The sequence below is a fragment of the Pseudomonas sp. 05L36 genome, assembly GCF_056398125.1.
The window spans coordinates 1-23028 of the sequence record NZ_JBFTOU010000039.1 but is presented as its reverse complement, the minus strand read 5'-3'; the positions used below and the strand labels follow the sequence as shown (position 1 = coordinate 23028).

23 protein-coding genes are annotated in these 23028 nt (G+C 60.1%); 9 read left to right on the top strand and 14 right to left on the bottom strand.

Translation table 11 applies throughout. The features are described from left to right. The first annotated feature begins 52 nt into the window (after nucleotides 1–52). Entirely contained in the window at nucleotides 53–2899 is a 2847-nt protein-coding gene (locus tag AC1DKH_RS27860; protein WP_477799939.1) for a valine--tRNA ligase, read from the top strand. Between the two features lie 223 nt (nucleotides 2900–3122). Next, complete coding sequence (gene rlmF, locus AC1DKH_RS27855) at nucleotides 3123–4151, top strand: 23S rRNA (adenine(1618)-N(6))-methyltransferase RlmF (protein WP_477754502.1); 1029 nt, start codon at nucleotides 3123–3125, stop codon at nucleotides 4149–4151. 71 nt (nucleotides 4152–4222) lie between these two features. Here the strand turns inward: rlmF and AC1DKH_RS27850 are convergent, their stop codons facing one another. Beyond that, nucleotides 4223–4504 carry an HU family DNA-binding protein gene (locus AC1DKH_RS27850; RefSeq protein ID WP_007905514.1) on the bottom strand — a complete coding sequence of 94 codons (282 nt, stop codon included), beginning with the start codon at nucleotides 4502–4504 and terminating at the stop codon, nucleotides 4223–4225. Between the two features lie 396 nt (nucleotides 4505–4900). Here AC1DKH_RS27850 and yejK point away from each other — a divergent pair, with 396 nt between their 5' ends. Both yejK and AC1DKH_RS27840 read left to right on the top strand, forming a co-directional pair. Continuing rightward, nucleotides 4901–5905: a nucleoid-associated protein YejK gene (gene yejK, locus AC1DKH_RS27845; RefSeq protein ID WP_477799938.1), complete on the top strand. Its 1005-nt coding sequence runs from the start codon at nucleotides 4901–4903 to the stop codon at nucleotides 5903–5905. Further along, on the top strand, nucleotides 5905–6255 hold the full coding sequence (locus tag AC1DKH_RS27840; protein WP_477799937.1) for a glutaredoxin family protein: 351 nt from the start codon (nucleotides 5905–5907) through the stop codon (nucleotides 6253–6255). The genes yejK and AC1DKH_RS27840 overlap by 1 nt, the downstream gene beginning before the upstream one ends. Nucleotides 6256–6385: 130 nt before the next feature. Here AC1DKH_RS27840 and AC1DKH_RS27835 read toward each other — a convergent pair whose 3' ends face one another. The 9 genes from AC1DKH_RS27835 to AC1DKH_RS27795 form a co-directional block, all read right to left on the bottom strand. Next, on the bottom strand, nucleotides 6386–7321 hold the full coding sequence (locus tag AC1DKH_RS27835) for a glutathione S-transferase family protein (RefSeq protein ID WP_477799936.1): 936 nt from the start codon (nucleotides 7319–7321) through the stop codon (nucleotides 6386–6388). Between the two features lie 88 nt (nucleotides 7322–7409). Beyond that, nucleotides 7410–7721 (bottom strand): GIY-YIG nuclease family protein, encoded by a 312-nt coding sequence (locus tag AC1DKH_RS27830; RefSeq protein ID WP_477799935.1) that lies wholly within the window; start codon nucleotides 7719–7721, stop codon nucleotides 7410–7412. Nucleotides 7722–7761: 40 nt separating this feature from the next. After that, a complete protein-coding gene (locus AC1DKH_RS27825; protein WP_477799934.1) occupies nucleotides 7762–8232 on the bottom strand; it encodes a nuclear transport factor 2 family protein in 471 nt (156 codons plus the stop codon). A 127-nt stretch (nucleotides 8233–8359) separates the two neighbouring features. Continuing rightward, nucleotides 8360–9664 (bottom strand): CynX/NimT family MFS transporter, encoded by a 1305-nt coding sequence (locus AC1DKH_RS27820; RefSeq protein WP_477799933.1) that lies wholly within the window; start codon nucleotides 9662–9664, stop codon nucleotides 8360–8362. After that, nucleotides 9654–10313 carry a FadR/GntR family transcriptional regulator gene (locus tag AC1DKH_RS27815; RefSeq protein ID WP_477754490.1) on the bottom strand — a complete coding sequence of 220 codons (660 nt, stop codon included), beginning with the start codon at nucleotides 10311–10313 and terminating at the stop codon, nucleotides 9654–9656. Before AC1DKH_RS27815 ends, AC1DKH_RS27820 begins: the two co-directional genes overlap by 11 nt. A gap of 235 nt (nucleotides 10314–10548) precedes the next feature. Further along, the gene (locus AC1DKH_RS27810) at nucleotides 10549–11313 is read right to left on the bottom strand and encodes an amino acid ABC transporter ATP-binding protein (RefSeq protein WP_223459875.1); all 765 of its coding nucleotides are present in this window, start codon (nucleotides 11311–11313) and stop codon (nucleotides 10549–10551) included. 30 nt (nucleotides 11314–11343) lie between these two features. Next, nucleotides 11344–12441: an amino acid ABC transporter permease gene (locus tag AC1DKH_RS27805; RefSeq protein WP_477754489.1), complete on the bottom strand. Its 1098-nt coding sequence runs from the start codon at nucleotides 12439–12441 to the stop codon at nucleotides 11344–11346. Between the two features lie 10 nt (nucleotides 12442–12451). Further along, nucleotides 12452–13633: an amino acid ABC transporter permease gene (locus AC1DKH_RS27800; protein ID WP_477799932.1), complete on the bottom strand. Its 1182-nt coding sequence runs from the start codon at nucleotides 13631–13633 to the stop codon at nucleotides 12452–12454. Between the two features lie 65 nt (nucleotides 13634–13698). Next, entirely contained in the window at nucleotides 13699–14730 is a 1032-nt protein-coding gene (locus tag AC1DKH_RS27795) for an amino acid ABC transporter substrate-binding protein (protein WP_477754487.1), read from the bottom strand. A gap of 467 nt (nucleotides 14731–15197) precedes the next feature. Here AC1DKH_RS27795 and AC1DKH_RS27790 point away from each other — a divergent pair, with 467 nt between their 5' ends. From AC1DKH_RS27790 to AC1DKH_RS27770, 5 genes are all read left to right on the top strand, one after another. Then, complete coding sequence (locus AC1DKH_RS27790; RefSeq protein ID WP_477799931.1) at nucleotides 15198–15854, top strand: alpha/beta hydrolase; 657 nt, start codon at nucleotides 15198–15200, stop codon at nucleotides 15852–15854. A 98-nt stretch (nucleotides 15855–15952) separates the two neighbouring features. Further along, on the top strand, nucleotides 15953–17443 hold the full coding sequence (gene rhlB, locus AC1DKH_RS27785; RefSeq protein ID WP_477799930.1) for an ATP-dependent RNA helicase RhlB: 1491 nt from the start codon (nucleotides 15953–15955) through the stop codon (nucleotides 17441–17443). A gap of 123 nt (nucleotides 17444–17566) precedes the next feature. Then, nucleotides 17567–18511, top strand: a complete 945-nt coding sequence (locus AC1DKH_RS27780) for an ornithine cyclodeaminase family protein (RefSeq protein WP_477799929.1) — start codon at nucleotides 17567–17569, stop codon at nucleotides 18509–18511. Nucleotides 18512–18645: 134 nt separating this feature from the next. Further along, on the top strand, nucleotides 18646–19773 hold the full coding sequence (locus AC1DKH_RS27775) for an NAD(P)/FAD-dependent oxidoreductase (protein WP_477799928.1): 1128 nt from the start codon (nucleotides 18646–18648) through the stop codon (nucleotides 19771–19773). A 90-nt stretch (nucleotides 19774–19863) separates the two neighbouring features. Then, complete coding sequence (locus AC1DKH_RS27770; protein WP_477799927.1) at nucleotides 19864–20505, top strand: helix-turn-helix transcriptional regulator; 642 nt, start codon at nucleotides 19864–19866, stop codon at nucleotides 20503–20505. A 113-nt stretch (nucleotides 20506–20618) separates the two neighbouring features. On the opposite strand, the gene AC1DKH_RS27765 is transcribed toward AC1DKH_RS27770, so the two are convergent. From AC1DKH_RS27765 to moaC, 4 genes are all read right to left on the bottom strand, one after another. Next, entirely contained in the window at nucleotides 20619–21395 is a 777-nt protein-coding gene (locus tag AC1DKH_RS27765; protein ID WP_477799926.1) for an ABC transporter substrate-binding protein, read from the bottom strand. 316 nt (nucleotides 21396–21711) lie between these two features. Next, on the bottom strand, nucleotides 21712–22164 hold the full coding sequence (moaE, locus tag AC1DKH_RS27760; RefSeq protein WP_007989960.1) for a molybdopterin synthase catalytic subunit MoaE: 453 nt from the start codon (nucleotides 22162–22164) through the stop codon (nucleotides 21712–21714). Nucleotides 22165–22167: 3 nt separating this feature from the next. Continuing rightward, nucleotides 22168–22410 (bottom strand): molybdopterin converting factor subunit 1, encoded by a 243-nt coding sequence (moaD, locus tag AC1DKH_RS27755; protein ID WP_075945584.1) that lies wholly within the window; start codon nucleotides 22408–22410, stop codon nucleotides 22168–22170. Continuing rightward, nucleotides 22407–22880, bottom strand: a complete 474-nt coding sequence (gene moaC / locus AC1DKH_RS27750; RefSeq protein ID WP_477799925.1) for a cyclic pyranopterin monophosphate synthase MoaC — start codon at nucleotides 22878–22880, stop codon at nucleotides 22407–22409. The genes moaD and moaC overlap by 4 nt, the downstream gene beginning before the upstream one ends. Nucleotides 22881–23028 lie beyond the last annotated feature (148 nt).

The following is a 23028-nucleotide window of genomic DNA, read 5'->3' as shown; positions in this document are numbered from 1 at the left end:
CGCTATACTTCCCGGCTTTTCCTGAATAAATGCCAATAGGGTCCCGCCGCGCATGGATAAGACCTACCAGCCGCACGCCATTGAAACTTCCTGGTACAACACCTGGGAGTCAGAGAATTACTTCGCCCCGCAAGGCGCGGGCGAGTCCTACACCATCATGATCCCGCCGCCGAACGTCACCGGCAGCCTGCACATGGGTCACGGCTTCAACAACGCGATCATGGACGCCCTGATCCGTTTCCGCCGCATGCAGGGTCGCAACACCCTGTGGCAGCCGGGCACCGACCACGCCGGTATCGCCACGCAGATGCTGGTAGAGCGTCAGCTCGAAACCAAGGGCCAGAGCCGCCATGACCTGGGCCGCGAGAAATTTCTCGAGAAAGTCTGGGAGTGGAAGGATGAGTCCGGTGGCAACATCAGCCGTCAGATCCGCCGCCTCGGCTCGTCGGTTGACTGGAGCCGCGAGCGCTTCACCATGGACGACGGACTCTCGGAAGCCGTTAAAGAAGCTTTCGTACGCCTGCACGAAGACGGCCTGATCTACCGCGGCAAGCGCCTGGTCAACTGGGACACCAAGCTGCACACGGCGATTTCCGACCTCGAAGTGGAGAACCACGACGAGAAAGGTTTCCTGTGGAACCTGAAATACCCGCTGGCCGACGGCGCCAAGACCGCTGAAGGCAACGATTTCCTGATCGTCGCGACCACTCGCCCGGAAACCATGCTCGGCGACTCCGCCGTGGCCGTTAACCCGAACGATGAACGCTACAAAGCCCTGATCGGCAAATTTGTCGAGCTGCCACTGGTTGGCCGCCGTATCCCGATCATCGCCGACGATTACTGCGACCCTGAATTCGGCACCGGCTGCGTGAAAATCACCCCGGCCCACGACTTCAACGACTACGAAGTCGGCAAGCGTCACAACCTGCCGCTGCTGAACATCTTCGACAAGAACGCAGCGGTCCTGCCGGCCTGCCAGGTGTTCAACCTTGACGGCACGCTGAACGAAACCATCGACGGCAAGATCCCGGCCGAATATGCCGGTCTCGACCGCTTCGAAGCGCGCAAGCAGATCGTCGCCGCGTTCGACGCTGCCGGCCTGTTGGTCAGCGTTGACGATCACGCCCTGAAAGTGCCGAAAGGCGACCGCTCCGGCACCGTCATCGAGCCTTGGCTGACCGACCAGTGGTACGTGTCCACCAAGCCTTTGGCCGAGCCTGCGATTGCCGCCGTTGAAGACGGCCGTATCCAGTTCGTGCCGAAACAGTACGAAAACATGTACTTCTCGTGGATGCGCGACATCCAGGACTGGTGCATCAGCCGCCAGCTGTGGTGGGGCCACCGGATTCCGGCCTGGTACGACGAGTCGGGCAAGGTCTACGTCGGTCGCGACGAAGCCGAAGTGCGGGCCAAGCACAACCTCGGCCCGGACGTAGCGCTGCAACAGGACAACGATGTTCTAGACACCTGGTTCAGCTCGGGCCTGTGGACGTTCTCCACCCTCGGCTGGCCGGAAAAAACCGAGTTCCTGAAGAAATTCCACTCCACCGACGTACTGGTGACCGGCTTCGACATCATTTTCTTCTGGGTTGCCCGGATGATCATGCTCACCATGCATTTGGTGAAAAACGAAGACGGCACGCCGCAGGTACCGTTCAAGACGGTGTACGTTCACGGCCTGGTGCGTGACGGCCAGGGCCAGAAGATGTCCAAGTCCAAGGGCAACGTCCTGGACCCGCTGGACATCATCGACGGCATCGAGCTCGAAGCGCTGGTGCAGAAACGCACCTCCGGCATGATGCAGCCTAAATTGGCGAAGAAGATCGAGAAGCAGACCCGCGACGAGTTCGCCGAAGGCATCGCCAGCTACGGTACCGACGCCCTGCGCTTCACCTTCTGCTCGCTGGCGTCCACCGGTCGTGACATCAAGTTCGACATGGGCCGCGTCGAAGGCTATCGCAACTTCTGCAACAAGATCTGGAACGCCGCGCGCTACGTGCTGGACAAGGGCGAAGACTGCGGCCAGAACGGCGAAGCCTTTGAGCTGTCCCTGGCTGATCGCTGGATCATTTCGCAGCTGCAACGCACCGAAGCCGAAGTGACCCGCCAACTCGACCAGTTCCGTTTCGACCTGGCCGCACAAGCCTTGTACGAGTTCATCTGGAACCAGTATTGCGACTGGTACCTGGAACTGTCCAAGCCTGTGTTGTGGGACGAAAACGCACCGGTCGAACGCCAGCGCGGCACTCGTCGCACCCTGGTACGCGTACTGGAAGTCGCCCTGCGTCTGGCGCATCCGTTCATGCCGTTCATCACCGAAGAAATCTGGCAGCGCATCGCGCCGCTGGCCGGTATCGAAGGCAAGACGATCATGCTGCAACCTTGGCCGGTGGCCAACGAAACGCGCATCGATCCGGCGGCCGAAGATGACATCGAATGGCTCAAGGGCCTGATGCTCGGCACTCGCAACATCCGTGGCGAAATGAACATCGGCCCGGGTAAACCGCTGCCGCTGTTCCTGAAGAACGTCAGCGCCGAGGATCAGCGTCGCCTGACCGAGAACGAAGCCCTGCTGAAGAAGCTGGCCCGCCTCGAATCGATCACCGTGCTGGCTGCTGGCGAAGAAGCACCGCTGTCCGCTACCGCTCTGGTCGGCGAGATGGAAGTGCTGGTGCCAATGGCCGGCTTGATCGACAAAGGTGCGGAACTGGCGCGTCTGGACAAGGAAATCCAGCGTCTGCAAGGTGAAGTGCAACGTGTCGGCGGCAAGCTGTCCAACGCCGGTTTCGTTGACAAGGCGCCAGCCGAAGTCATCGAGAAAGAACGCGCCAAACTGGCCGAGGCCGAACAGGCCCTGGGCAAACTGGCCGAGCAGCATGCGCGGATTGCCAGTTTGTAACGGCAAGTCGCGATGAAAGAGGGAGGCCCGGGTGGCCTCCCTTTTTTATCCAAAAACACAACAAATCCCCTGTAGGAGCTGCCGCAGGCTGCGATCTTTTGACTTTGCTTAAAAACAAGATCAAAAGATCGCAGCCTGCGGCAGCTCCTACGGGTTCGGCGCATTCGCCATCAATGTGGGACAATGCCCGCCACTTTCAGCCATACCCGAATCGACCACACCCATGACCGCCCCCCGCCCCCCCAAGCCTGCGCGCAAAAAGCCTGCTCCGAAGACTCCGGCCACGGCCGTCTCCCCGAAGGAAAAGGCCAGCCTGCATCCGCGCAATCGCCATCAGGGTCGCTACGACTTTCCGGCGCTGATCAAAAGCGCCCCGGAACTGAAGAAATTCGTGATCATCAATCCGTACGGCAAGGAAAGCATCGACTTCGCCAGCCCGGAAGCCGTGCGGGTGTTCAACCGCGCACTGCTCAAGTCGTTCTATGGCATCGCTCACTGGGACATTCCGGCCGACTACCTGTGCCCACCGGTGCCAGGCCGTGCCGATTACGTGCACTTCCTCGCCGACCTGCTGGCCAGCAGCAATGACGGTGTGATCCCCCGGGGCGCCGCCGTGAAGGTGCTGGACATCGGCATGGGCGCCAACTGCGTGTATCCGCTGATCGGTTACAGCGACTATCGCTGGCAGTTCCTTGGTTCCGATATCGATGCGACCGCCATTGCCGCGGCGAAGGCCATCATTCAATCCAATGGCCTGAACAAAGCGATCCAGGTACGCCAGCAGAGCAACCCCAAGCAGATCCTCACAGGCCTGCTGGAGAGCGCAGAGCGGTTCGACCTGACCATGTGCAACCCGCCATTCCACGCCTCGCTGGACGAGGCCACACGGGGCAGCACGCGCAAATGGCGCGCCCTGGGCAAGGCCGATCCGAAACGCAAGCTGCCGGTGTTGAACTTTGGCGGCCAGTCGGCCGAGTTGTGGTGCGAAGGCGGTGAAGTACGCTTCGTGACCCAACTGGTCAGCGAAAGCGTGCAAGTCGCTCAGCAGGTGCTGTGGTTCAGTACATTGGTATCAAAGGCGTCCAACCTGCCAGCGATCCAGACCGCCCTGAAAAAGGCCGGCGCCCTGGAAAGCCAGGTAGTGGAAATGTCCCAAGGGCAGAAGCAGAGCCGCTTCGTCGCCTGGACCTTCCAGAACAAAGCGCAGCAACAAACCTGGCGCCAGGCGCGATGGAGCAACGCTTCAGCGTAGTGAGCGCTTTATCGCGCCCACAAAAAAACCGTGCCCGGATCGCTCCGGCGCACGGTTTTTTTTAACAAGTCTTACTTGTTAACAGCGTCGGTCAGGCCTTTGGCCACAACCAGCTTGATCACTTTCTTGGCAGCGATTTCGATGGCAGCGCCAGTCGAAGGGTTACGGCCAGTACGGGCAGGGCGCTCAGTCACTTTCAGTTTGCCGATACCTGGCAGAGTGATTTCGCCGCCGTTTTCCAGCTGATCGGCAACGATTTGGCCCAGTTGGTCCAGAGCGTTACGCGCGGTGGTTTTCGGCGCGTCGATAGCTTCAGCGATGTCGGCGATCAGTTGGTCTTTAGTAAGAGCCATTTAGTGTTCCTTCCCTATCAAATTCATATGGATTGCAGAGTGCAATGTCAGCCATCGAGCCCGATCTTCTGGATCTGGCACCCTCGGCGAAATAACCTCGGGATCGGGGTTATAGATACCGAAATCAGGGTTTGGTTCGACCTGACAAAAGCTGACTGCAGGCTTAACGCAGTGACTTCGCGCAAGACCGGGCAAAACTAGCACACAGACGTGGAAATATCCGCCTCTAGCTACCCATTTGGTCAGCTTTATTGCGCTAAAACATGAAAAAAACCCATAAGCGCCGCCGGTCGCCCGCCAATTGCCCTTCGCACCGCGCCAAAACCAGTGGTTGCGGTACACTGGGCGCTTTTTCGGGGGAGCACGCCCTCCTCTCTTCATTCAGCCGAGAAGCCCATGCCGATCCGTCATTGCATCGTCCACCTGATCGACAAAAAACCCGACGGCACACCTGCGGTTCTCCACGCCCGTGACTCTGAACTGGCTGAGTCCGCGGCCATCGAGAACATGCTCGCCGACCTCAATGAAAGCTATAACGCCAAACAGGGTAAAGCCTGGGGCCTGTTCCATCCGGAATCCGGCGCGTTCCCGTTCAGCGGCTGGCTGAAGGAGTACCTGGAGGGCGGCCAGGATTTCACCGCATTCAGCCGCATGGCGGTCGAGCACCTGCAAAAACTGATGGAAGAGTCGAACCTGTCGGTCGGCGGCCACGTGCTGTTCGCGCACTATCAGCAAGGCATGACCGACTACCTGGCCATCGCCCTGCTGCACCACAGTGAAGGCGTGGCCGTGACCGACGAACTGGACGTGACCCCGTCCCGTCACCTGGACCTGGGTCAATTGCACCTGGCGGCGCGGATCAACGTTTCCGAGTGGCAGAACAACAAACAATCCAAGCAGTACATTTCGTTCATCAAAGGCAAGAACGGCAAAAAGGTTTCGGAGTATTTCCGCGACTTCATTGGCTGCCAGGAAGGCGTCGACGGTCCCGGTGAAACCCGCACCCTGCTCAAAGCCTTCAGTGACTTCGTCGAAAGCGAAGACCTGCCGGAAGACGACGCACGCGAGAAGACCAAGACCCTGGTGGATTACGCCAGCAGCCAGGCCAAACTCGGTGAACCGATGGGTCTGGAAGAGTTGTCGGGACTGATCGACGAGGAACGCCCGAAGGCCTTCTACGATCACATCCGCAACAAGGATTACGGCCTGTCGCCGGAAATCCCGGCCGATAAACGCACCCTGAACCAGTTCCGCCGATTCACCGGGCGCGCCGAAGGCCTGTCGATCAGTTTCGAAGCGCACCTGCTGGGCTCGAAGATCGAGTACGACGAAGAAGCCGGCACGTTGATCATCAAGGGCCTGCCCACTTCGCTCACCGATCAGCTGAAGCGTCGCAACTGATGCTCGGCGGCGTACTGAAGAAATTCCTGCTGATCCTGCTGCTGGTCGTGATCTATCAGAACTGGGGCAAGATCGAGCGGGTGTTCAATCCATCGCAAGTGGTGCCGGAGCAGACCCAGGCCAAGGCCAATGTCGTGCTCTACGCCACCGAATGGTGTGGTTACTGCAAGCTGACCCGGCGCTTCCTCGACCAGAAAGGCATTCCATACAAGGAATTCGATATCGAGAAGGATGCCGTCGCGCGCGGGGACTATCAGGCACTGGGTGGTGGCGGCATTCCGGTCATCGATGTGAACGGGACGCTGATTCGCGGGTATGACCCGGATGCGATTCTGGCTGCACTGAAGTAACCCCAGCAGATTTGCACGACAGCTGTGGCGAGGGAGCTTGCTCCCGCTGGACTGCGCAGCAGTCCCTCTTCAAGGGGCCGCTTCGCGACCCGACGGGAGCAAGCTCCCTCGCCACAGGTGTATGTCGGTTTCAGCAGGCTTCGATCCGGAAACCAAACCGCGGGAAGTGCACATGCACCACACCGCCACGCTCGTCCTCTCGCCGTACAATCAGCTCTTCGTGGCCGGCAAACAACAACTCCCCCGCCACCGGATCCACACCGTAGTCCGTGGCTGCGATCACTACCCGCTGCCCCGCCGTGAATCCATTGGGATCGACGAATTGCTCATCCGGCAAAGCCGCTGGCGTGGACGTGCGCGCCATGGCCAGAGCCTCTTCGGAACTCATCTCACTGGATGCACCATGACCGAAGCCCAATACCCGCTCATGCCATGCATTGACTGCCGGATAAGCTTCGACCAGCGGAGCCGTCACCAGCGTGGCCTTGAGGAACCAGAGGCAATGAGCCAGGGCAAAGTCGGCAATTGACGGCTCGCCAAACAGGTAGTCACCCTCCTCGCGCTGCAACTGTTGCTCCAGACGCGACATGATCGTCGGCCACTGGTGCTTGGCCTGCTCGGCGGACAACTTGGTCGCGCTGCCACCGCTGAACAAACCGGCACGGTCGGCAATAAACGCCTTGATCGCTTCCGGCGACAAATTGCCAAAGCGCACCGCGATCGATTCCGGCTGGAACACCAGGCTGACCGCATGTTGGAACACCACCGAATCAGCCCAGGCGGCAAAGGACGCAGTGATCATTTCCTGACCTTCCGGGAAGAACGCCGGCAAGGCCTTTTCCTGCTCCAGTCGCCGGGCGATCAACGCCGTGTCGCAATAGATGTCGGCACCGACCTGCAACACCGGTGTCTTGCGGTAGCCACCGGTCAACGCCGTGAGATCCGGTTTGGGCATCACTGGCGAGATCTTCACCGAGCGCCAGGACAAGCCCTTGAAGCCCAGCAGCAGGCGGGCCTTCTCGGCAAAGGGGGACGTCGGGTAATGATGCAGAATCAACTCGGACATGCTCGGCTCCGCCGCAAGAATCAGGAGTCCGCAGCTTAGCGCGCAATCACCTGGCAGCCTACAGATCTGCCTGATGGGAACCAATCATTCAGAGTGATAAGCCAAGGGCTGCGCTCGCCACCAGACATTCCTTGGCGCTCTTCTTGAGTTTCTTGATCAGCCGCTCCTGACGCAACGCATCGCTTTTGTCGCGACAGCGTTCGGTGTAGACCAGGGCCATGGCCGGGCTGGAAAGAAAGAATCGCGCGCCCTTGCCGCTTTGATGCTTGGCGAAGCGACGCACGGGATCATCGCTGATCCCGCAATAGAGCGAACCGTTGGCCGCGCGAACGAGGTAGACGAACCAGCTTTTGCTCGCGGGGGTGTCGGCGTCGACAGGGCTTTCGCTGAGGGTGGTCACGTAACGATCAGGGCTTGAAAGGAAACAAGCCGCGATCTTATCAGCGACTGGCCTGGAATGCCTTCAGCCCCTTCAGGGCCTGTGAGCGAACGGCGTTGCGAACAAGTGGCGTCCAGCCCAGCAGCAGGCCTTTGAAACCCAACGCCTGACGCGACCATGTCCACAAGTCGAAACTGTCGTGATGCTCGCAGATCTTGCCATCGCGAAAGACAAAGCGTGCCTGGATGTCATTGACCACGGTATTGCCGGTCTGACTGAACAGATAGGTCGCGACCCAATGGGCGCTACCGGCACGATCATCGGCACGGACATGATCGAAGGTCAGGGAGAAATCCTTGGCGCGAGAGGTGAGCATGCACCACATATCGCCCGCATCACGACCACGAAGCTCGCCGAACGCCGGGTCACTGAACACCACGTCATCGGTGTAGCAGGCAGCCATGGCTTCGCCGTCGAGACGCTGGAAGGCCTGGTAAAAGCGGGTGATCAAGGCGCTGTGGACTTCACTCATGGGCAGACTCCCTGTTGTGTTATGGGTATCGTGTGCAATGGGTATCGAAAGATTGCCTGCACGATAGTCTGCAAATGGGTCGAACACTATCGGCATTCGCAAGACGAATACCGACAGTGTGTGGGGATCAGATCTTTTCGCTTTCGACCTGCACGTACAACGCACGTCCGGCCCCCAGACCGGCGAGGATCGCACCAAGGCCGATGACACCGAAGATCCAGCCCACTGCCGTCCAGCCGCCGGTCCAGTCATGCACGATACCGACCGCGAACGGCCCCATGGACGCCAGGGTGTAACCGAAGCCCTGGGCCATGCTCGACAGGTTCGCCGCGACATGGGAGTCCCGCGAGCGCAGCACGATCAGGGTCAATGCCAGGCTGAACGTGGCGCCCTGCCCCAACCCCAGCACAATTGCCCAGCCCCACAGACCTTCAATCGGGGCGTAAAGACAGCCGAACAGACCGCCGAGCGTCAGGGCCATCACGATCACAATCGCCAGCCGCTGATCCTTGCCGCGCGTTGCCAGCCATGGCGCGGCGAGGGAGCTGACCAGTTGAACGATCACCGAACCCGACAGCACAAGCCCGGCCTGGGTCGGAGTCAGGCCGCGACCGATCAGGATCGACGGCAACCAGCCGAACACGATGTAGGCCAGGGACGATTGCAGGCCCATGTACAAGGTCACTTGCCAGGCCAGCGGGTCGCGCAGCAATCCCCGAACGCGATAGGCGACGTTGTGCGCGCCGTGTTTCTGGCCGACTTGCGGCAACCAGAACAGCGCCGCCGCCAATGCCGGAATGACCCAGATGCCGAGACCCAGCGCCCAGCTCTTGTCGAAATGCTCACTGAGCGGCACGGTCGCACCCGCCGCCATCGCCGCGCCCAGACACAGGGCCATGGTGTAGACGCCGGTCATGGTCCCCGCCTGTTTCGGGAAGTCGCGCTTGACGATGCCCGGCAGCAACACGCCGATCACGCCGATGCTGGCACCGGCCAGCACGCTGCCGGCAAACAGGCCGATCTCACCGAACGAACTGCGCAGGATGATCCCGCCCGCCAGGGTCAGGAGAATGCCCAGCACCACTCGCTCCGCACCAAATCGCCGCGCCAGCACGGGTGCCAAGGGCGCAAACAGGCCAAGACAAAGCACCGGCAACGTGGTCAGCAATCCCGCAGCAGATGCCGACAAGCCGAGGGACTTCGACACTTCGCTGAGCATCGGCGCCATGCTCGACAGCGCCGGGCGCAGGTTCAGCGCCACCAGAATCAGCCCCAGCAGCAACAGCCACGGCCGGCGCAGAACCGGGTGGGTTTGCTGGACCTGTTCGTCATCGGCCTCGGCATCGATCAGCAGCTCTTCCAGCTCTGCCGAGCGTTTTGAGGCTGTGGATAAATCACTGCGGTGCATGGACTTCTCGGTTTCAAGGTTCATTGATCAACTGCCTCGACAGGGCTTTAGCCCGTTCCGGATCGCGTTGTTCGACGGCATCGAGCAACTCGATGTGCAGGTCGAACACTTCCTGGCGGCGCGGGACGACGCTCAGGGTCTGGCGCAACTGCGCGCCGACGATGCTGGAGAAATAGCGGTACAACTCGCTGAGGGTCGGGTTATGCGCGGCGTCCACCAAGCGGCGGTGAAACACCAGATCGCAGGCGATGTAGGTGTCGAGATCGCCGTGGTAGTGGCTACCGCTGACACCCAGCGCCTCGCGCAATGCAACCAGGTCTTCATTGGTGCGGCGCACGGCTGCCAGGCCGACGGCCTCGACTTCAAGGATGTGCCGGGTCTCGCGAGCCTGTTCAAGCGAACAACGGGACAACGCCTTGAGCGTGTCCAGCGGATCGACCACCGCCCGCAGGTAACTACCATCGCCCTGACGGATCTCGATCAACCCGGAAAACGCCAACACACGCATGGCTTCGCGCACGGTGTTGCGGCTGATGCCCAGCTCGGCGGACAACTCAGGCTCGGTGGGCAAGCGTTGGCCCACTACCCAAACGCCTTGGTTGATACGCAGGCGCAGTTGGTCGAGGGCCTGATCGACCAGGGATCGTTTTACCAATGGAGAGATTTCAGACATGGAATTCGCCCTCTCATCCAATCATAGGATGAATTTTCTGACATGTTAGTCAGGTTAAGCTACCCACACAACCCCCCGTAGGAGCTGCCGCAGGCTGCGATCTCTTGATCTTCGCGTTTTAAAAACAAAATCAAAAGATCGCAGCCTGCGGCAGCTCCTACATGGATGGACACAAAAACGCAGACAAAAATAAACCCGGAACTCAGTCCGGGTTTATTTCAGTGCCTGGGTTCGATCAATGCAGGATCTGGCTCAGGAACAGCTTGGTCCGTTCATTCTGCGGCTTGTCGAAGAAGTCATTCGGCGCAGCCTGCTCAACGATCTCGCCCTTGTCCATGAAAATCACGCGGTTGGCCACGGTGCGGGCGAAGCCCATTTCGTGGGTCACGCAGAGCATGGTCATGCCGTCTTCGGCCAGGCCGATCATGGTGTCCAGTACCTCTTTCACCATCTCCGGGTCGAGTGCCGAGGTCGGTTCGTCGAACAGCATGATTTTCGGCTTCATGCACAGCGCGCGGGCGATCGCCACACGCTGCTGCTGACCGCCGGACAGTTGCCCCGGGAATTTATGCGCCTGCTCCGGAATGCGTACGCGCTCCAGGTAGTGCATGGCAATTTCCTCGGCCTTGCGCTTGGGCATCTTGCGCACCCACATCGGCGCCAGGGTGCAGTTCTGCAAAATGGTCAGGTGCGGGAACAGGTTGAAGTGCTGGAACACCATGCCGACTTCACGGCGGATCGCCTCGATCTGCTTGAGGTCGTTGGTCAGCTCTACGCCATCGACCACGATGCGGCCCTGCTGGTGCTCTTCCAGACGGTTGAGGCAGCGGATCGTGGTGGACTTGCCGGAGCCCGACGGGCCGCACAGCACGATACGTTCGCCCTGCTTGACGTTGAGGTTGATGTCTTTGAGCACGTGGAACTGGCCGTACCACTTGTTCACGCCCTGCATCTGAATAATGCCTTCAGGGCTCACAGGCTTTTTGATTGCTTCGCTCATTGGAGAACTTCCTAAATTAGGTACGGCGCTTCAGCGCTTGTGGCCAGTGTCGAGCTTGCGTTCCAGATGCATGGAATAGCGCGACATACCAAAACAGAAAATCCAGAACACCAGGGCGGCGAACACATAGCCTTCAGTGGCCATGCCCAGCCATTTCGGATCGGCGGCGGCTTGCTTGACGCTGTTGAGCAGGTCGAACAGGCCGATGATGATCACCAGGCTAGTGTCCTTGAACAGCGCAATGAAGGTGTTGACGATGCCGGGGATCACCAGCTTCAGGGCTTGCGGCAGAATCACCAGGCCCATGCTGCGCCAGTAGCCCAGCCCCATCGCCGCAGCCGCTTCGTACTGCCCCTTGGGAATCGCTTGCAGACCACCGCGCACCACCTCGGCCACGTAGGCCGACTGGAACAGGATCACGCCGATCAGCGCCCGCAGCAGTTTGTCGAAGTTCATGCCTTCAGGCAGGAACAACGGCAGCATCACCGAGGACATGAACAGCACCGTGATCAACGGCACGCCGCGCCAGAACTCGATGAAGGTCACGCAGACCACGCGAATCGCCGGCATGTTCGAACGACGACCGAGGGCCAGGACAATCCCCAGCGGCAGCGCACCGGCGATGCCGACGGTGGCGATCACCAGGGTCAGCATCAGGCCGCCCCATTGGCTGGTCGCCACGCTGGTCAGGCCAAAAATGCCGCCATTCAGCAGGAAGTAGGCAAAGATCGGGTACAGCACCAGGAAGCCCAGCCCGTACACCGCTTTATGGTGAAAGCGCGAGATGAACAACGGCGCCACGCCGACGATTGCCAGCCACACCGTCAGGTCCACGCGCCAGCGCAGGTCTGTCGGGTAGTAGCCGTACATGAACTGGCCGAAACGCTGCTGGATGAACACCCAGCAGGCGCCTTCCTTGGTGCAGTCGGCGCGGGTGGTGCCCACCCAGTTGGCATCGAGGATGGCCCAGTGCAGGATCGGCGGCACCACCAGGTAGATCAGGTAGAACGCAAACAGGGTCAGCAGGGTGTTGAGCCAGCTGGAGAACATGTTCGCGCGCATCCACGCCACCGGCCCGAAGACTTTGCTCGGTGGCGGCATGTCAGGTTTGAAAGTATGAGTGCTCATGCGCTTTTCCTTACCGCTCGATCAGCGCAATGCGCTTGTTGTACCAGTTCATCAGCAGGGAAATGCTGATACTGATCGCCAGGTACACGCTCATGGTGATCGCAATCACCTCGATCGCCTGCCCGGTCTGGTTGAGCACGGTCCCGGCGAACAGCGACACCATCTCCGGATAACCGATACCGGCCGCCAGCGAAGAGTTCTTCGCCAGGTTCAGGTATTGGCTGGTCAGCGGTGGAATGATCACGCGCAGGGCTTGCGGGATGATCACCTTGCGCAGGGTCGGGCCGTTGCGCAGCCCAAGCGAATGCGCTGCTTCGGTCTGGCCATGGCTGACCGACTTGATGCCCGAGCGCACGATCTCGGCGATGAACGCCGCGGTGTACACGGTCAGGGCCAGGGTCAGCGCCAGCAGTTCCGGGATCAGCACCCAGCCACCAACGAAGTTGAAGCCTTGCAGCTTCGGCATTTCCCAGTGCAGTGGCGCGCCGAAGATCAGCGCGCACAGCGCAGGGATCACCAGAAACATCGCCAGGCCCACCCAGAACTTGTGGAACGGCACACCGGTGGCTTCGAAGCGCTTGGTCGCCCAGCGGCTCATCAGCACGATGGCGACGATGGCCACCACAATGCTCGCCACAAACGGCCAGAACCCGTCCGCCATCAGGGCGGCCGGCATGTTCAGGCCGCGGCTACTGACGAAAAAGGTGTCGCCGAAGTTATGGCTGTTGCGCGGCCCCGGCATAGTCAGGAACACCGCGAAGTACCAGAACAGGATTTGCAGCAGTGGCGGAATATTGCGGAAGACTTCCACATACACCGTCGCTACCTTGCTGATGATCCAGTTCTTCGACAGCCGTGACACGCCGACGATGAACCCGAGGATCGTCGCCAGGATCACGCCGATGAAGGTCACCAGCAGCGTGTTGAGCAGGCCGATGACAAACACTCGGGCATAGGTGTCCGATTCGCTGTAGTCGATCAGGTGTTGAGCGATGCCGAAACCGGCACTGCGCTCCAGAAAGTCGAAACCGGAGGTGATGCCCCGGTGCTGAAGGTTGGTCTGGGTGTTATCGAACAGATACCAGCCCATCGAGACCACCGCGACAATGGTGATGATCTGAAATAGCCACGCACGCACTTTCGGATCGCTGAGGCTGAGCCTCTGCTTTGGTGCGCCGATTGAATTTTGCATGAAGTGCCCCGCAAATAATGGAACAGAACATCACCCGGTGGTTGGCCCACCGGGTGATAGAACCATCAGCGCACTGGTGGTGCGTATTGAATGCCGCCAGCGTTCCACAGAGCGTTCAGCCCGCGGTCGATTTCCAGCGGAGTGCCCTTGCCGAGGTTTTTCTCGAACACTTCGCCGTAGTTACCCACTTGCTTGACGATCTGCACGACCCAGTCTTTCTTCACTTTCAGGTCTTTGCCGTATTCACCGTCGGTACCCAGCAGGCGGGCAACGTCCGGGTTCTTGGTGCCCTTGGCTTCGGCTTCGACGTTCTTCGAAGTGATGCCGGCCTCTTCAGCGTTGAGCATGGCGTAGCCAGTCCAGCGCACGATGGCCAGCCACTCGTCGTCGCCATTACGCACGACTGGGCCCAGAGGTTCCTTGGAAATGGTTTCCGGCAGAACCACATAGTCCTTCGGCGAAGCCAGCTTGCTGCGCTGGGCGAACAACTGGGATTTGTCGGAGGTCAGTACGTCGCAACGACCGGATTCCAGCGACTTGGCGCTTTCGTCGGAGGTGTCGAAGGTGATCGGGGTATATTTCAGGCCGTTGCCGCGGAAGTAGTCGGAAACGTTCAGTTCGGTGGTGGTACCGGCCTGGATGCAGATGGTTGCACCGTCCAGTTCCTTGGCGCTCTTGACGCCCAGCTTGTTGTTTACCAGGAAGCCGATGCCATCGTAGTAGGTGATGAAGCCCGGGAATTTCAGGCCCATGCCCGCGTCACGGGAGCTGGTCATGGTGGTGTTGCGCGACAGGATGTCGATTTCGCCGGATTGCAGCGCGGTGAAGCGCTCCTTGGCGTTCAACTGGCTGAACTTGACCTTGGTCGCGTCGCCGAAGACAGCCGCCGCTACTGCGCGGCAGTAGTCAGCATCGATACCCACGATCTTGCCGGTGGAATCCGGAACCGAGAAGCCTGGCAAGCCATCGCTGACGCCACACTGCACGAAACCTTTCTTCATCACTGCATCCAGGGTTGCGCCCGCCTGGGCAAACCCGCTGACACCGAGTACCGCGGCTGCAGTCACGATAGCCAGGGTGGATTTCAACATCTTCATTCAAACCTCCAGTTTTGCTCTTGTTGTGTCGGAGCGTGAGTCCAGTCGCACCCTTTTGAGGCGTAGTCGACCCGTGTTGGCTTTTTTTGGGGTCAACCGACGTAAGACGTTAGCTATGAGTCTATTAGGAGAAAATCCACGTCATGGAAAACTCACTCTCACCAGTCGGCCGAACGGGCTGTAGCCCTTTCACGTTCGCGAAGCCCCGTACCGGCCCTTGGCGAACATCCATCACCGGATTCATTGCTATCCCACAGTCGGCAGTACACTGATAGTGTTACCGCCGGGCGCGAGATGTGTTGCACCGTTTCTCCATAGCAAAGCCCGTACCACACCGCCTGCCAAAGCGCTTCAACTGCAGGTCAATAGCAAAACTTGTACCCTTGCGACATCTTCTTAACGGATCAACCTGACGCGCACTTGGATCACGCACTTGATGAGCGCGCACGCACAACATTGGAGCAGCCATGACCAACCCCTTGATTCTTGAACCCGTCAAGACCGCAGACGCCTGCGTCATCTGGCTGCATGGCCTGGGCGCCGACCGCTATGACTTCCTGCCGGTGGCCGAAGCGCTACAGGAAAGCCTGCTGAGCACCCGCTTCGTTTTGCCCCAGGCACCGAGCCGCGCCGTGACCATCAATGGCGGTTACGAGATGCCGAGCTGGTACGACATATTGGCCATGAGCCCGGCGCGCGCGATCAATCGCGAACAACTTGAAGAGTCTGCCAACTGGATCATCGAATTGATTGAGGCGCAGCGAGCCTGCGGAATAGACGCCTCGCGGATTTTCCTGGCAGGTTTTTCCCAGGGCGGTGCCGTGGTATTCCACACCGCGTTTCTGAAGTGGCAGGGACCACTGGGTGGCGTAGTTGCCCTTTCTACTTATGCACCGACCTTCAGCGATGAACTGGAGTTGTCCGCCAGCCAGCAGCGCATTCCGGTGCTGACGATGCACGGCCAGTATGACGACGTGGTGCAAAACTCGATGGGACGCAGCGCCTATGAGCATTTGAAGCTGCGTGGTGTCACCGTGACATGGCAGGAATACCCAATGGGTCACGAAGTGTTACCCGAAGAAATTCGCGACATCGGCACCTGGCTCGCCGAGCGCTTGCGCTGAGCGTTCAGGATTAAAAGCGCCCTTTGATCCATCCCCCTACGCCGCGCCCGTTTCTTGCATTACACTGGCCGGCGTACATTCCTTAATCAATTGATGAGATGACCGTGCTCAAAGCACTCAAGAAAATGTTCGGTAAAAGCGAGACTGAGCAACTCGCGCCAGTTCCCATCCCTGCGTCTCACGCTCCCGGCCACCGCACCGACGGTAATCAGTCTGAACGGGCCGCCACCACCGCGGCACCCAAGCATGAGCCGAAGACCGCAATATCTGCCCAGCCTGCGGCGATAACAGCCCCGGAGCAGCCGCTCAGCGAAACGCCGAAACCCGCCAAACCGCGCCGCGAACCCAAGCCCAAGGCGCCGGTCATCCCATGGAAACTCGAAGACTTCGTTGTCGAGCCCCAGGAAGGCAAAACCCGCTTCCACGATTTCAAACTCGCCCCCGAGCTGATGCACGCCATCCAGGACCTGGGCTTCCCGTATTGCACGCCGATCCAGGCCCAAGTGCTGGGCTTCACCCTCGCGGGCAAAGACGCCATCGGCCGCGCCCAGACCGGTACCGGCAAAACCGCTGCGTTCCTGATCTCGATCATCACCCAGCTGCTGCAAACCCCGCCGCCGAAAGAGCGCTACATGGGTGAGCCGCGGGCGCTGATCATCGCACCGACCCGCGAACTGGTGGTGCAGATCGCCAAGGACGCCGCCGACCTGACCAAGTACACCGGCCTCAACGTCATGACGTTCGTCGGTGGCATGGACTTCGACAAGCAACTCAAGCACCTCGAAGCCCGCCACTGCGACATCCTCGTGGCCACACCGGGCCGTCTGCTGGACTTCAACCAGCGCGGCGACGTGCATCTGGACATGGTCGAGGTGATGGTGCTGGACGAAGCCGACCGCATGCTCGACATGGGCTTCATCCCGCAAGTGCGCCAGATCATTCGCCAGACGCCACCGAAGTCCGAGCGTCAGACGCTGCTGTTCTCCGCGACCTTCACCGAAGACGTGATGAACCTGGCCAAGCAATGGACCACCGACCCGTCGATCGTCGAGATCGAAGCGCAGAACGTGGCCAGCGAAAACGTCGAGCAGCACATCTACGCGGTGGCCGGTGCCGACAAATACAAACTGCTCTACAACCTGGTCAACGACAATGGTTGGGAGCGGGTGATCGTGTTCGCCAACCGCAAGGATGAAGTGCGACGCATCGAAGAACGCCTGGTGCGCGATGGCATCAACGCCGCGCAACTGTCCGGCGACGTGCCGCAGCACAAGCGCATAAAAACCCTGGAAGGCTTCCGCGAAGGCAAGATCCGCGTACTGGTCGCCACCGACGTGGCCGGCCGCGGCATCCACATCGACGGCATCAGCCACGTGATCAACTTCACCCTTCCGGAAGTGCCGGACGACTACGTGCACCGCATCGGTCGTACCGGGCGTGCCGGTGCCGACGGTGTATCCATCAGCTTTGCCGGTGAAGACGACTCCTACCAGCTACCGTCCATCGAAGAACTGCTGGGACGCAAGATCAGCTGTGAAACGCCACCGACGCATCTGTTGCGGGCCGTTGAACGCAAGCGTCCTCATTAAGCGACGCTGAAAAGAGAGGCGCAGCCGGAAACGGACTGCGCTTTTTTTTGCTTTGGATATTGCTCGCGATAACTAAAAGTCCATAATAGACAAATTAGTTTACTTTCAATTCCGGAGCCGACCATGTCCAGTACGCCCCAAGTGATCAACCAGAATCAGGCTCGCGAGCTACTGGCGCAGGTCGATGTGCCGCAGATCCTGCGCAAACTGTTCCGCGACCTGGCCGCCGGGCAAGCAGTGCAACCGGCGCAGCAACTGGTGGAATTTCCCCAGGGTGCCGGCGACTTCATCAATTACCTGGGCGTGTTGGCCGAAGATGGCGTGTACGGGATCAAGACTTCGCCGTACATCGTCCGCGAACAGGGGCCATTGGTGACGGCATGGACACTGCTGATGTCGATGCAAACCGGCCAGCCGCTGTTGCTGTGCGATGCCGGAGAACTGACCACCGCGCGCACTGCGGCCACCACCGCCGTGGCGGTCGACGCCCTCGCGCCGCTCACAGCCAAGCGCCTGGCCATCATCGGCAGCGGCAAAGTGGCCCAGGCGCACCTGCATTACGTGAAAGGCCTGCGCGACTGGCAGAGCATCAGCCTGTATTCGCCGAGCCTGAGCGCAAATGCCGAAACCGTGAGCGTGCTGAAAAACATCGAGCCACGTCTGAACATTGTCGACAGTCGCGAAGCTGCCGTTCAGGACGCCGACGTGATCATGCTCTGCACCTCGTCCGCTGGACCTGTGATCGATCCATCGAGCTTACGCAAACCGGCGCTGATCACCTCCATCAGCACCAACGCGCCGCGTGCCCACGAAGTGCCGCCGCAAAGCCTCAACGACATGCAGGTGTTCTGCGACTATCGCCTGACCACCCCGGGCTCGGCCGGTGAAATGCTGATCGCCGCCGAACAGCACGGCTGGGACAGGAGTGCGATTGTCGGCGACCTGCCTGACCTGCTAAGCGAGAAAGTCCAGCGTCCCGGCTACGACCGCCATGTGTTCTTCCGCTCCATCGGCCTGGGCCTGGAAGACATTGCGCTGGCCAATGCGATCTATCGCCTGCAGCACTAACCCCCCCCTGTAGGAGCGAGCTTGATCGCGATGGTGTGTCAGTCGACACAGTGGTGCCTGATCCACCATCGCGAGCAAGCTCGCTCCTACAAGGGTACCGAACCATTGGCATCGCGCGTTATCAGGAGACGTTCATGAGCCAGGCAGATTTCATCATCATCGGCGGCGGGATTGCCGGTGCTTCCACGGGTTTCTGGCTGTCGCAGCACGGCCGTGTGATCGTGCTCGAACGCGAATCCCATCCGGCCTATCACTCCACCGGCCGTTCCGCGGCGCTGTACACCGCGGCCTACGGCACCCCGCAAGTGCGGGCGTTGACCCTGGCCAGCCGGGACTTCTTCGACAACCCGCCCAGCGGTTTCTGCGAACACCCGCTGCTGACCCCGCGGGGCGAAATGACCGTGGATTTCACCGGTGACCCGGACGAATTGAACAGGCAATACCAGAGCGCAAAAACCACGGTGCCAGAGATGCAATTGCTCGGCGTCGACGCGGCCTGCGCGCTGGTGCCGATCCTGCGCCGGGAAAAGGTCCACGGTGCCATTTACGACCCGAGCGCCAGCGACATCGACACCGATGCCCTGCACCAGGGCTATTTGCGCGGTATCCGCCGCAACCAGGGTGAAGTGCACACCGACAGCGAAGTCGTCAGCCTGAGCCGCGACGACCAAGGTATTTGGCAGGTTCAGACCAACAGCCAGACATTCAGCGCGCCGATCGTCATCAACGCCGCCGGCGCCTGGGCCGACAAGATCGGCGAACTGGCCGGCGCCAAGCCGCTGGGCCTGCAACCCAAACGCCGTGCCGCGTTCATCTTCGCCGGCCCCGAAGGCGTGGACATCCACCATTGGCCGATGCTGGTCAGCCTCGACGAATCCTTCTACATGAAACCCGACGCCGGGATGTTCCTCGGCTCGCCGGCCAACGCCGACCCGGTGGAACCCCACGATGTGCAGCCCGAAGAACTGGACATCGCCATGGGCATCTACCAGATCGAAGAAGCCACGACCCTGACCATTCGCCGCCCTACCCGGACCTGGGCCGGCCTGCGCAGCTTCGTCAGCGACGGCGACTTGCTGTCCGGTTTCGATTCACAGGTACCGGGGTTGTACTGGGTCGCGGCACAGGGCGGTTATGGCATCCAGACCTCGCCGGCCATGGGCCAGGCCAGCGCGGCACTGGTGCGCGGCGCCGCGTTGCCCGAGTCGCTCAGCCATTTCGGCCTGAATGCCGAAATGCTCTCCCCTGCCCGCCTCGGCTGATCCTGATCCTCAGGTGACGTGTCCACACGAATACGGCACACTTTCAGCGCCCCTTTGATGGGGCGCTGACGCTGCCTGGAGTTCCCCTGCATGAACGCCCCCGAAAAAGACTCGGCCCCGAACACCACGTCGCTGGATAACTTCCGGGCGATCGCCGATGCCATCGCCACACTGTTCTTTCCCCACGCCGAAGTGGTGCTGCACGACCTGCGTACGCAAAAGGTCGACTACATCGCCAACAACCTGTCCAAACGGGAAATCGGCGACGACTCGGCGCTGGAAGACATGCTCAGCGACGATGTCAGCGAACGAAACATCGGGCCGTACGAAAAGCTCAACTGGGATGGTCAGAAGATTCGTAGCCTCAGCACAGTGCTACGGGACAGCGAAGATCGTCCGCTGGCGATGTTGTGCATCAACTTGAATATTTCGTTGTTCGAAAATGCCAAGGCCGCCCTGGACCTGTTCCTGTCGCCGACCAAGCTGATCCCGCAACCGGACGCACTGTTCCGCGATGACTGGCAGGAACGGATCAACACCTTCCTCCACGCCTGGCTGCGCGAACGTCAGTTGAGCCTGAATCTGCTGACTCGCGACCACAAGCGTGAACTGGTGCTGGCGTTGCACGCCGAAGGCGCGTTCAAGGGCAAAAGCGCATCGAACTACGTGGCCAATGTACTGAACATGGGCCGGGCGACGGTGTACAAGCATTTGAAGGAATTGAAGGGCTAGGCCCTGAGATTTGCACTGACTGTGCGGGCCTCATCGCGAGCAAGCTCGCTCCCACATTAGACCTGCGAACACAGGAACATTGTGGGAGCGAGCTTGCTCGCGATAGCGGACTATCAGTCGCCGTAAATGTCCGACTTGAAATACTTCTCGGAAATCTTCTGGTACTCACCACTGCTGCGAATGCCATCAATGGCCGTGTTCAGCTCGCTGACCAACTCGGTGTTGCCCTTGCGCACGGCAATCCCGGCCCCCTCGCCCACATACTTCGGATCTTTCAACTCCGGCCCGACAAAGGCATAACCCTTGCCACGCGGCATCGACAGGAAGTCATTGAGCGGAATGGTGTCGGCAAAAATCGCGTCGAGGCGACCGGCGGCCAGGTCCATGTAGATTTCTTCGTTGTTGCTGTAGCGCTTGACGTTGATGCCCTTGGGCTCGAACACCTCGGTGGCATAACGGTCGGTGGTGGTGGCGCGCTGCACACCGACGGTCTTGCCCTTGAGGCTGGCGTATTGGTCATCCACCACCGCGCCATCCTTCATCACCAGGCGCGACGAAGTGAAATAGTACTTGTGGGTGAAATCCACCGACTTCTTGCGGTCTTCGTTGATGGTCATGGACGACAGCGCCATGTCGATTTTCTTCACCTTCAGGGAAGGAATCAGACCGTCGAACTCACCTTCGACCCACACACACTTGGCCTTCATCTGTGCGCACAGGGCATTGCCGATGTCATAGTCGAAACCGACGATTTCGCCTTTGTCGGTTTTCGAGGCGAACGGTGGATACGCCGCTTCAATACCGATGCGCAGGGTTTTCTCGGCGGCGAACACAGAGCTGCACGCCAACAGGCTAAGGGCCAGACCGGTGATGAGGGGGAACTTCTTCATGTTCGTTTTCTCGCGGTTGTTGTTGGTTTGGCAAGACAGAAGAAAAAGCTGAAACGGGTGGAAACCTTTTTTGTACTTATAATTCCATACTGGACTTTTATGTATAAATCGTCAATGAGGCAAATGCAGCCCGTGCCGGCCGATGGTCGGGTGGTGGATCATCAAGATTTTTAGTGATGCAGATGACGCCATCGCGAGCAGGCTCCCACAGTAGATCTGGTTAAACACAAATTTTGTGTACGACACAGAACCCTGTGGGAGCGAGCCTGCTCCGGGCGGCGTTCCGACGATGACTGACTCAAGAACGCCGCAGGAACTACTGCTTCCAGCGATCCGCCGCCGCATGATCACTGTCACGCCCCTCAACCCATCGCGGCCCGTCACTGGTGTTTTCTTTCTTCCAGAACGGTGCACGGGTTTTCAGGTAGTCCATGACAAAGGCGCAGGCGTCGAATGCCGCCTGACGATGGGCGCTGGCTGCGCCGACGAAGACAATCGGCTCGCCCGGTTCCAGGGCGCCGATGCGGTGCAGCACTTCCAGCTTGAGCAGCGGCCAGCGCTGCTCGGCCTCGATGGCGATCTTGCCCAAGGCCTTTTCGGTCATGCCGGGATAGTGTTCGAGGAACATCCCGGCGACATCGAGGCCATCATTGAAGTCGCGCACGTAGCCGACAAAACTCACCACCGCACCCACGCCGACATTGGCATCGTGCATGGCATTGACTTCGGCACCCGGGTCGAACGCGGTGGACTGCACGCGAATCGCCATGGTTCAGCCTCCGGTCACAGTCGGAAAGAACGCCACTTCATCGCCCTCGCTGACCGGCTCGTCGAGCTGGCACAGGTCTTCGTTGCGGGCGCACATCAAGTTTTGCTCGCTCAATACCTCGGCACCGTCGCGCTGGGCCAACAGCGCGCGCACGTCGTCAACGGTGGCGAAGTTGCCTTCTACTTTCACCGAGTCCAGACCCAATGCCTCGCGATAACGGGCGAAAAATTTCACGGTAACGTTCATGACTGCTCAGCCTGGAAATGACCACTCTTGCCGCCGATCTTCTCCAGCAGACGTACGCTTTCGATGGTCATGCCGCGGTCCACGGCCTTGCACATGTCGTAGATGGTCAGCGCGGCGACGCTGGCAGCGGTCAGCGCCTCCATCTCGACGCCGGTCTGCCCGGACAGCTTGCAGCGCGCCACGATGCGCACCGAATCGTCGCCTTCGGCACTGAGTTCGACCTTGACGCCGGTCAGCATCAGCGGATGGCACAAGGGAATCAGATCGCTGGTTTTCTTCGCCGCCTGGATGCCGGCAATGCGCGCCACGGCAAACACATCCCCCTTGGGGTGGCCGCCGCTGACGATCATCTGCAGGGTTTCGGGCAGCATGCGCACCAGCGCTTGGGCCGTCGCCTCACGGAACGTCACGGCTTTTTCAGTGACGTCGACCATGTTGGCGCGACCTTGGGAATCGAGATGAGTCAGCACGGGATTACTCCTGATCAGGAGCGTCGATTGTAAACCTGCGGGTCAGATTTCCGCACGCACGATTGTCGGCTTGTCGCAGCCCCTGTAGGAGCGAGCTTGCTCGCGATGGTGTGTCAGGCGCCGCTGTGTCGACTGACACACCATCGCG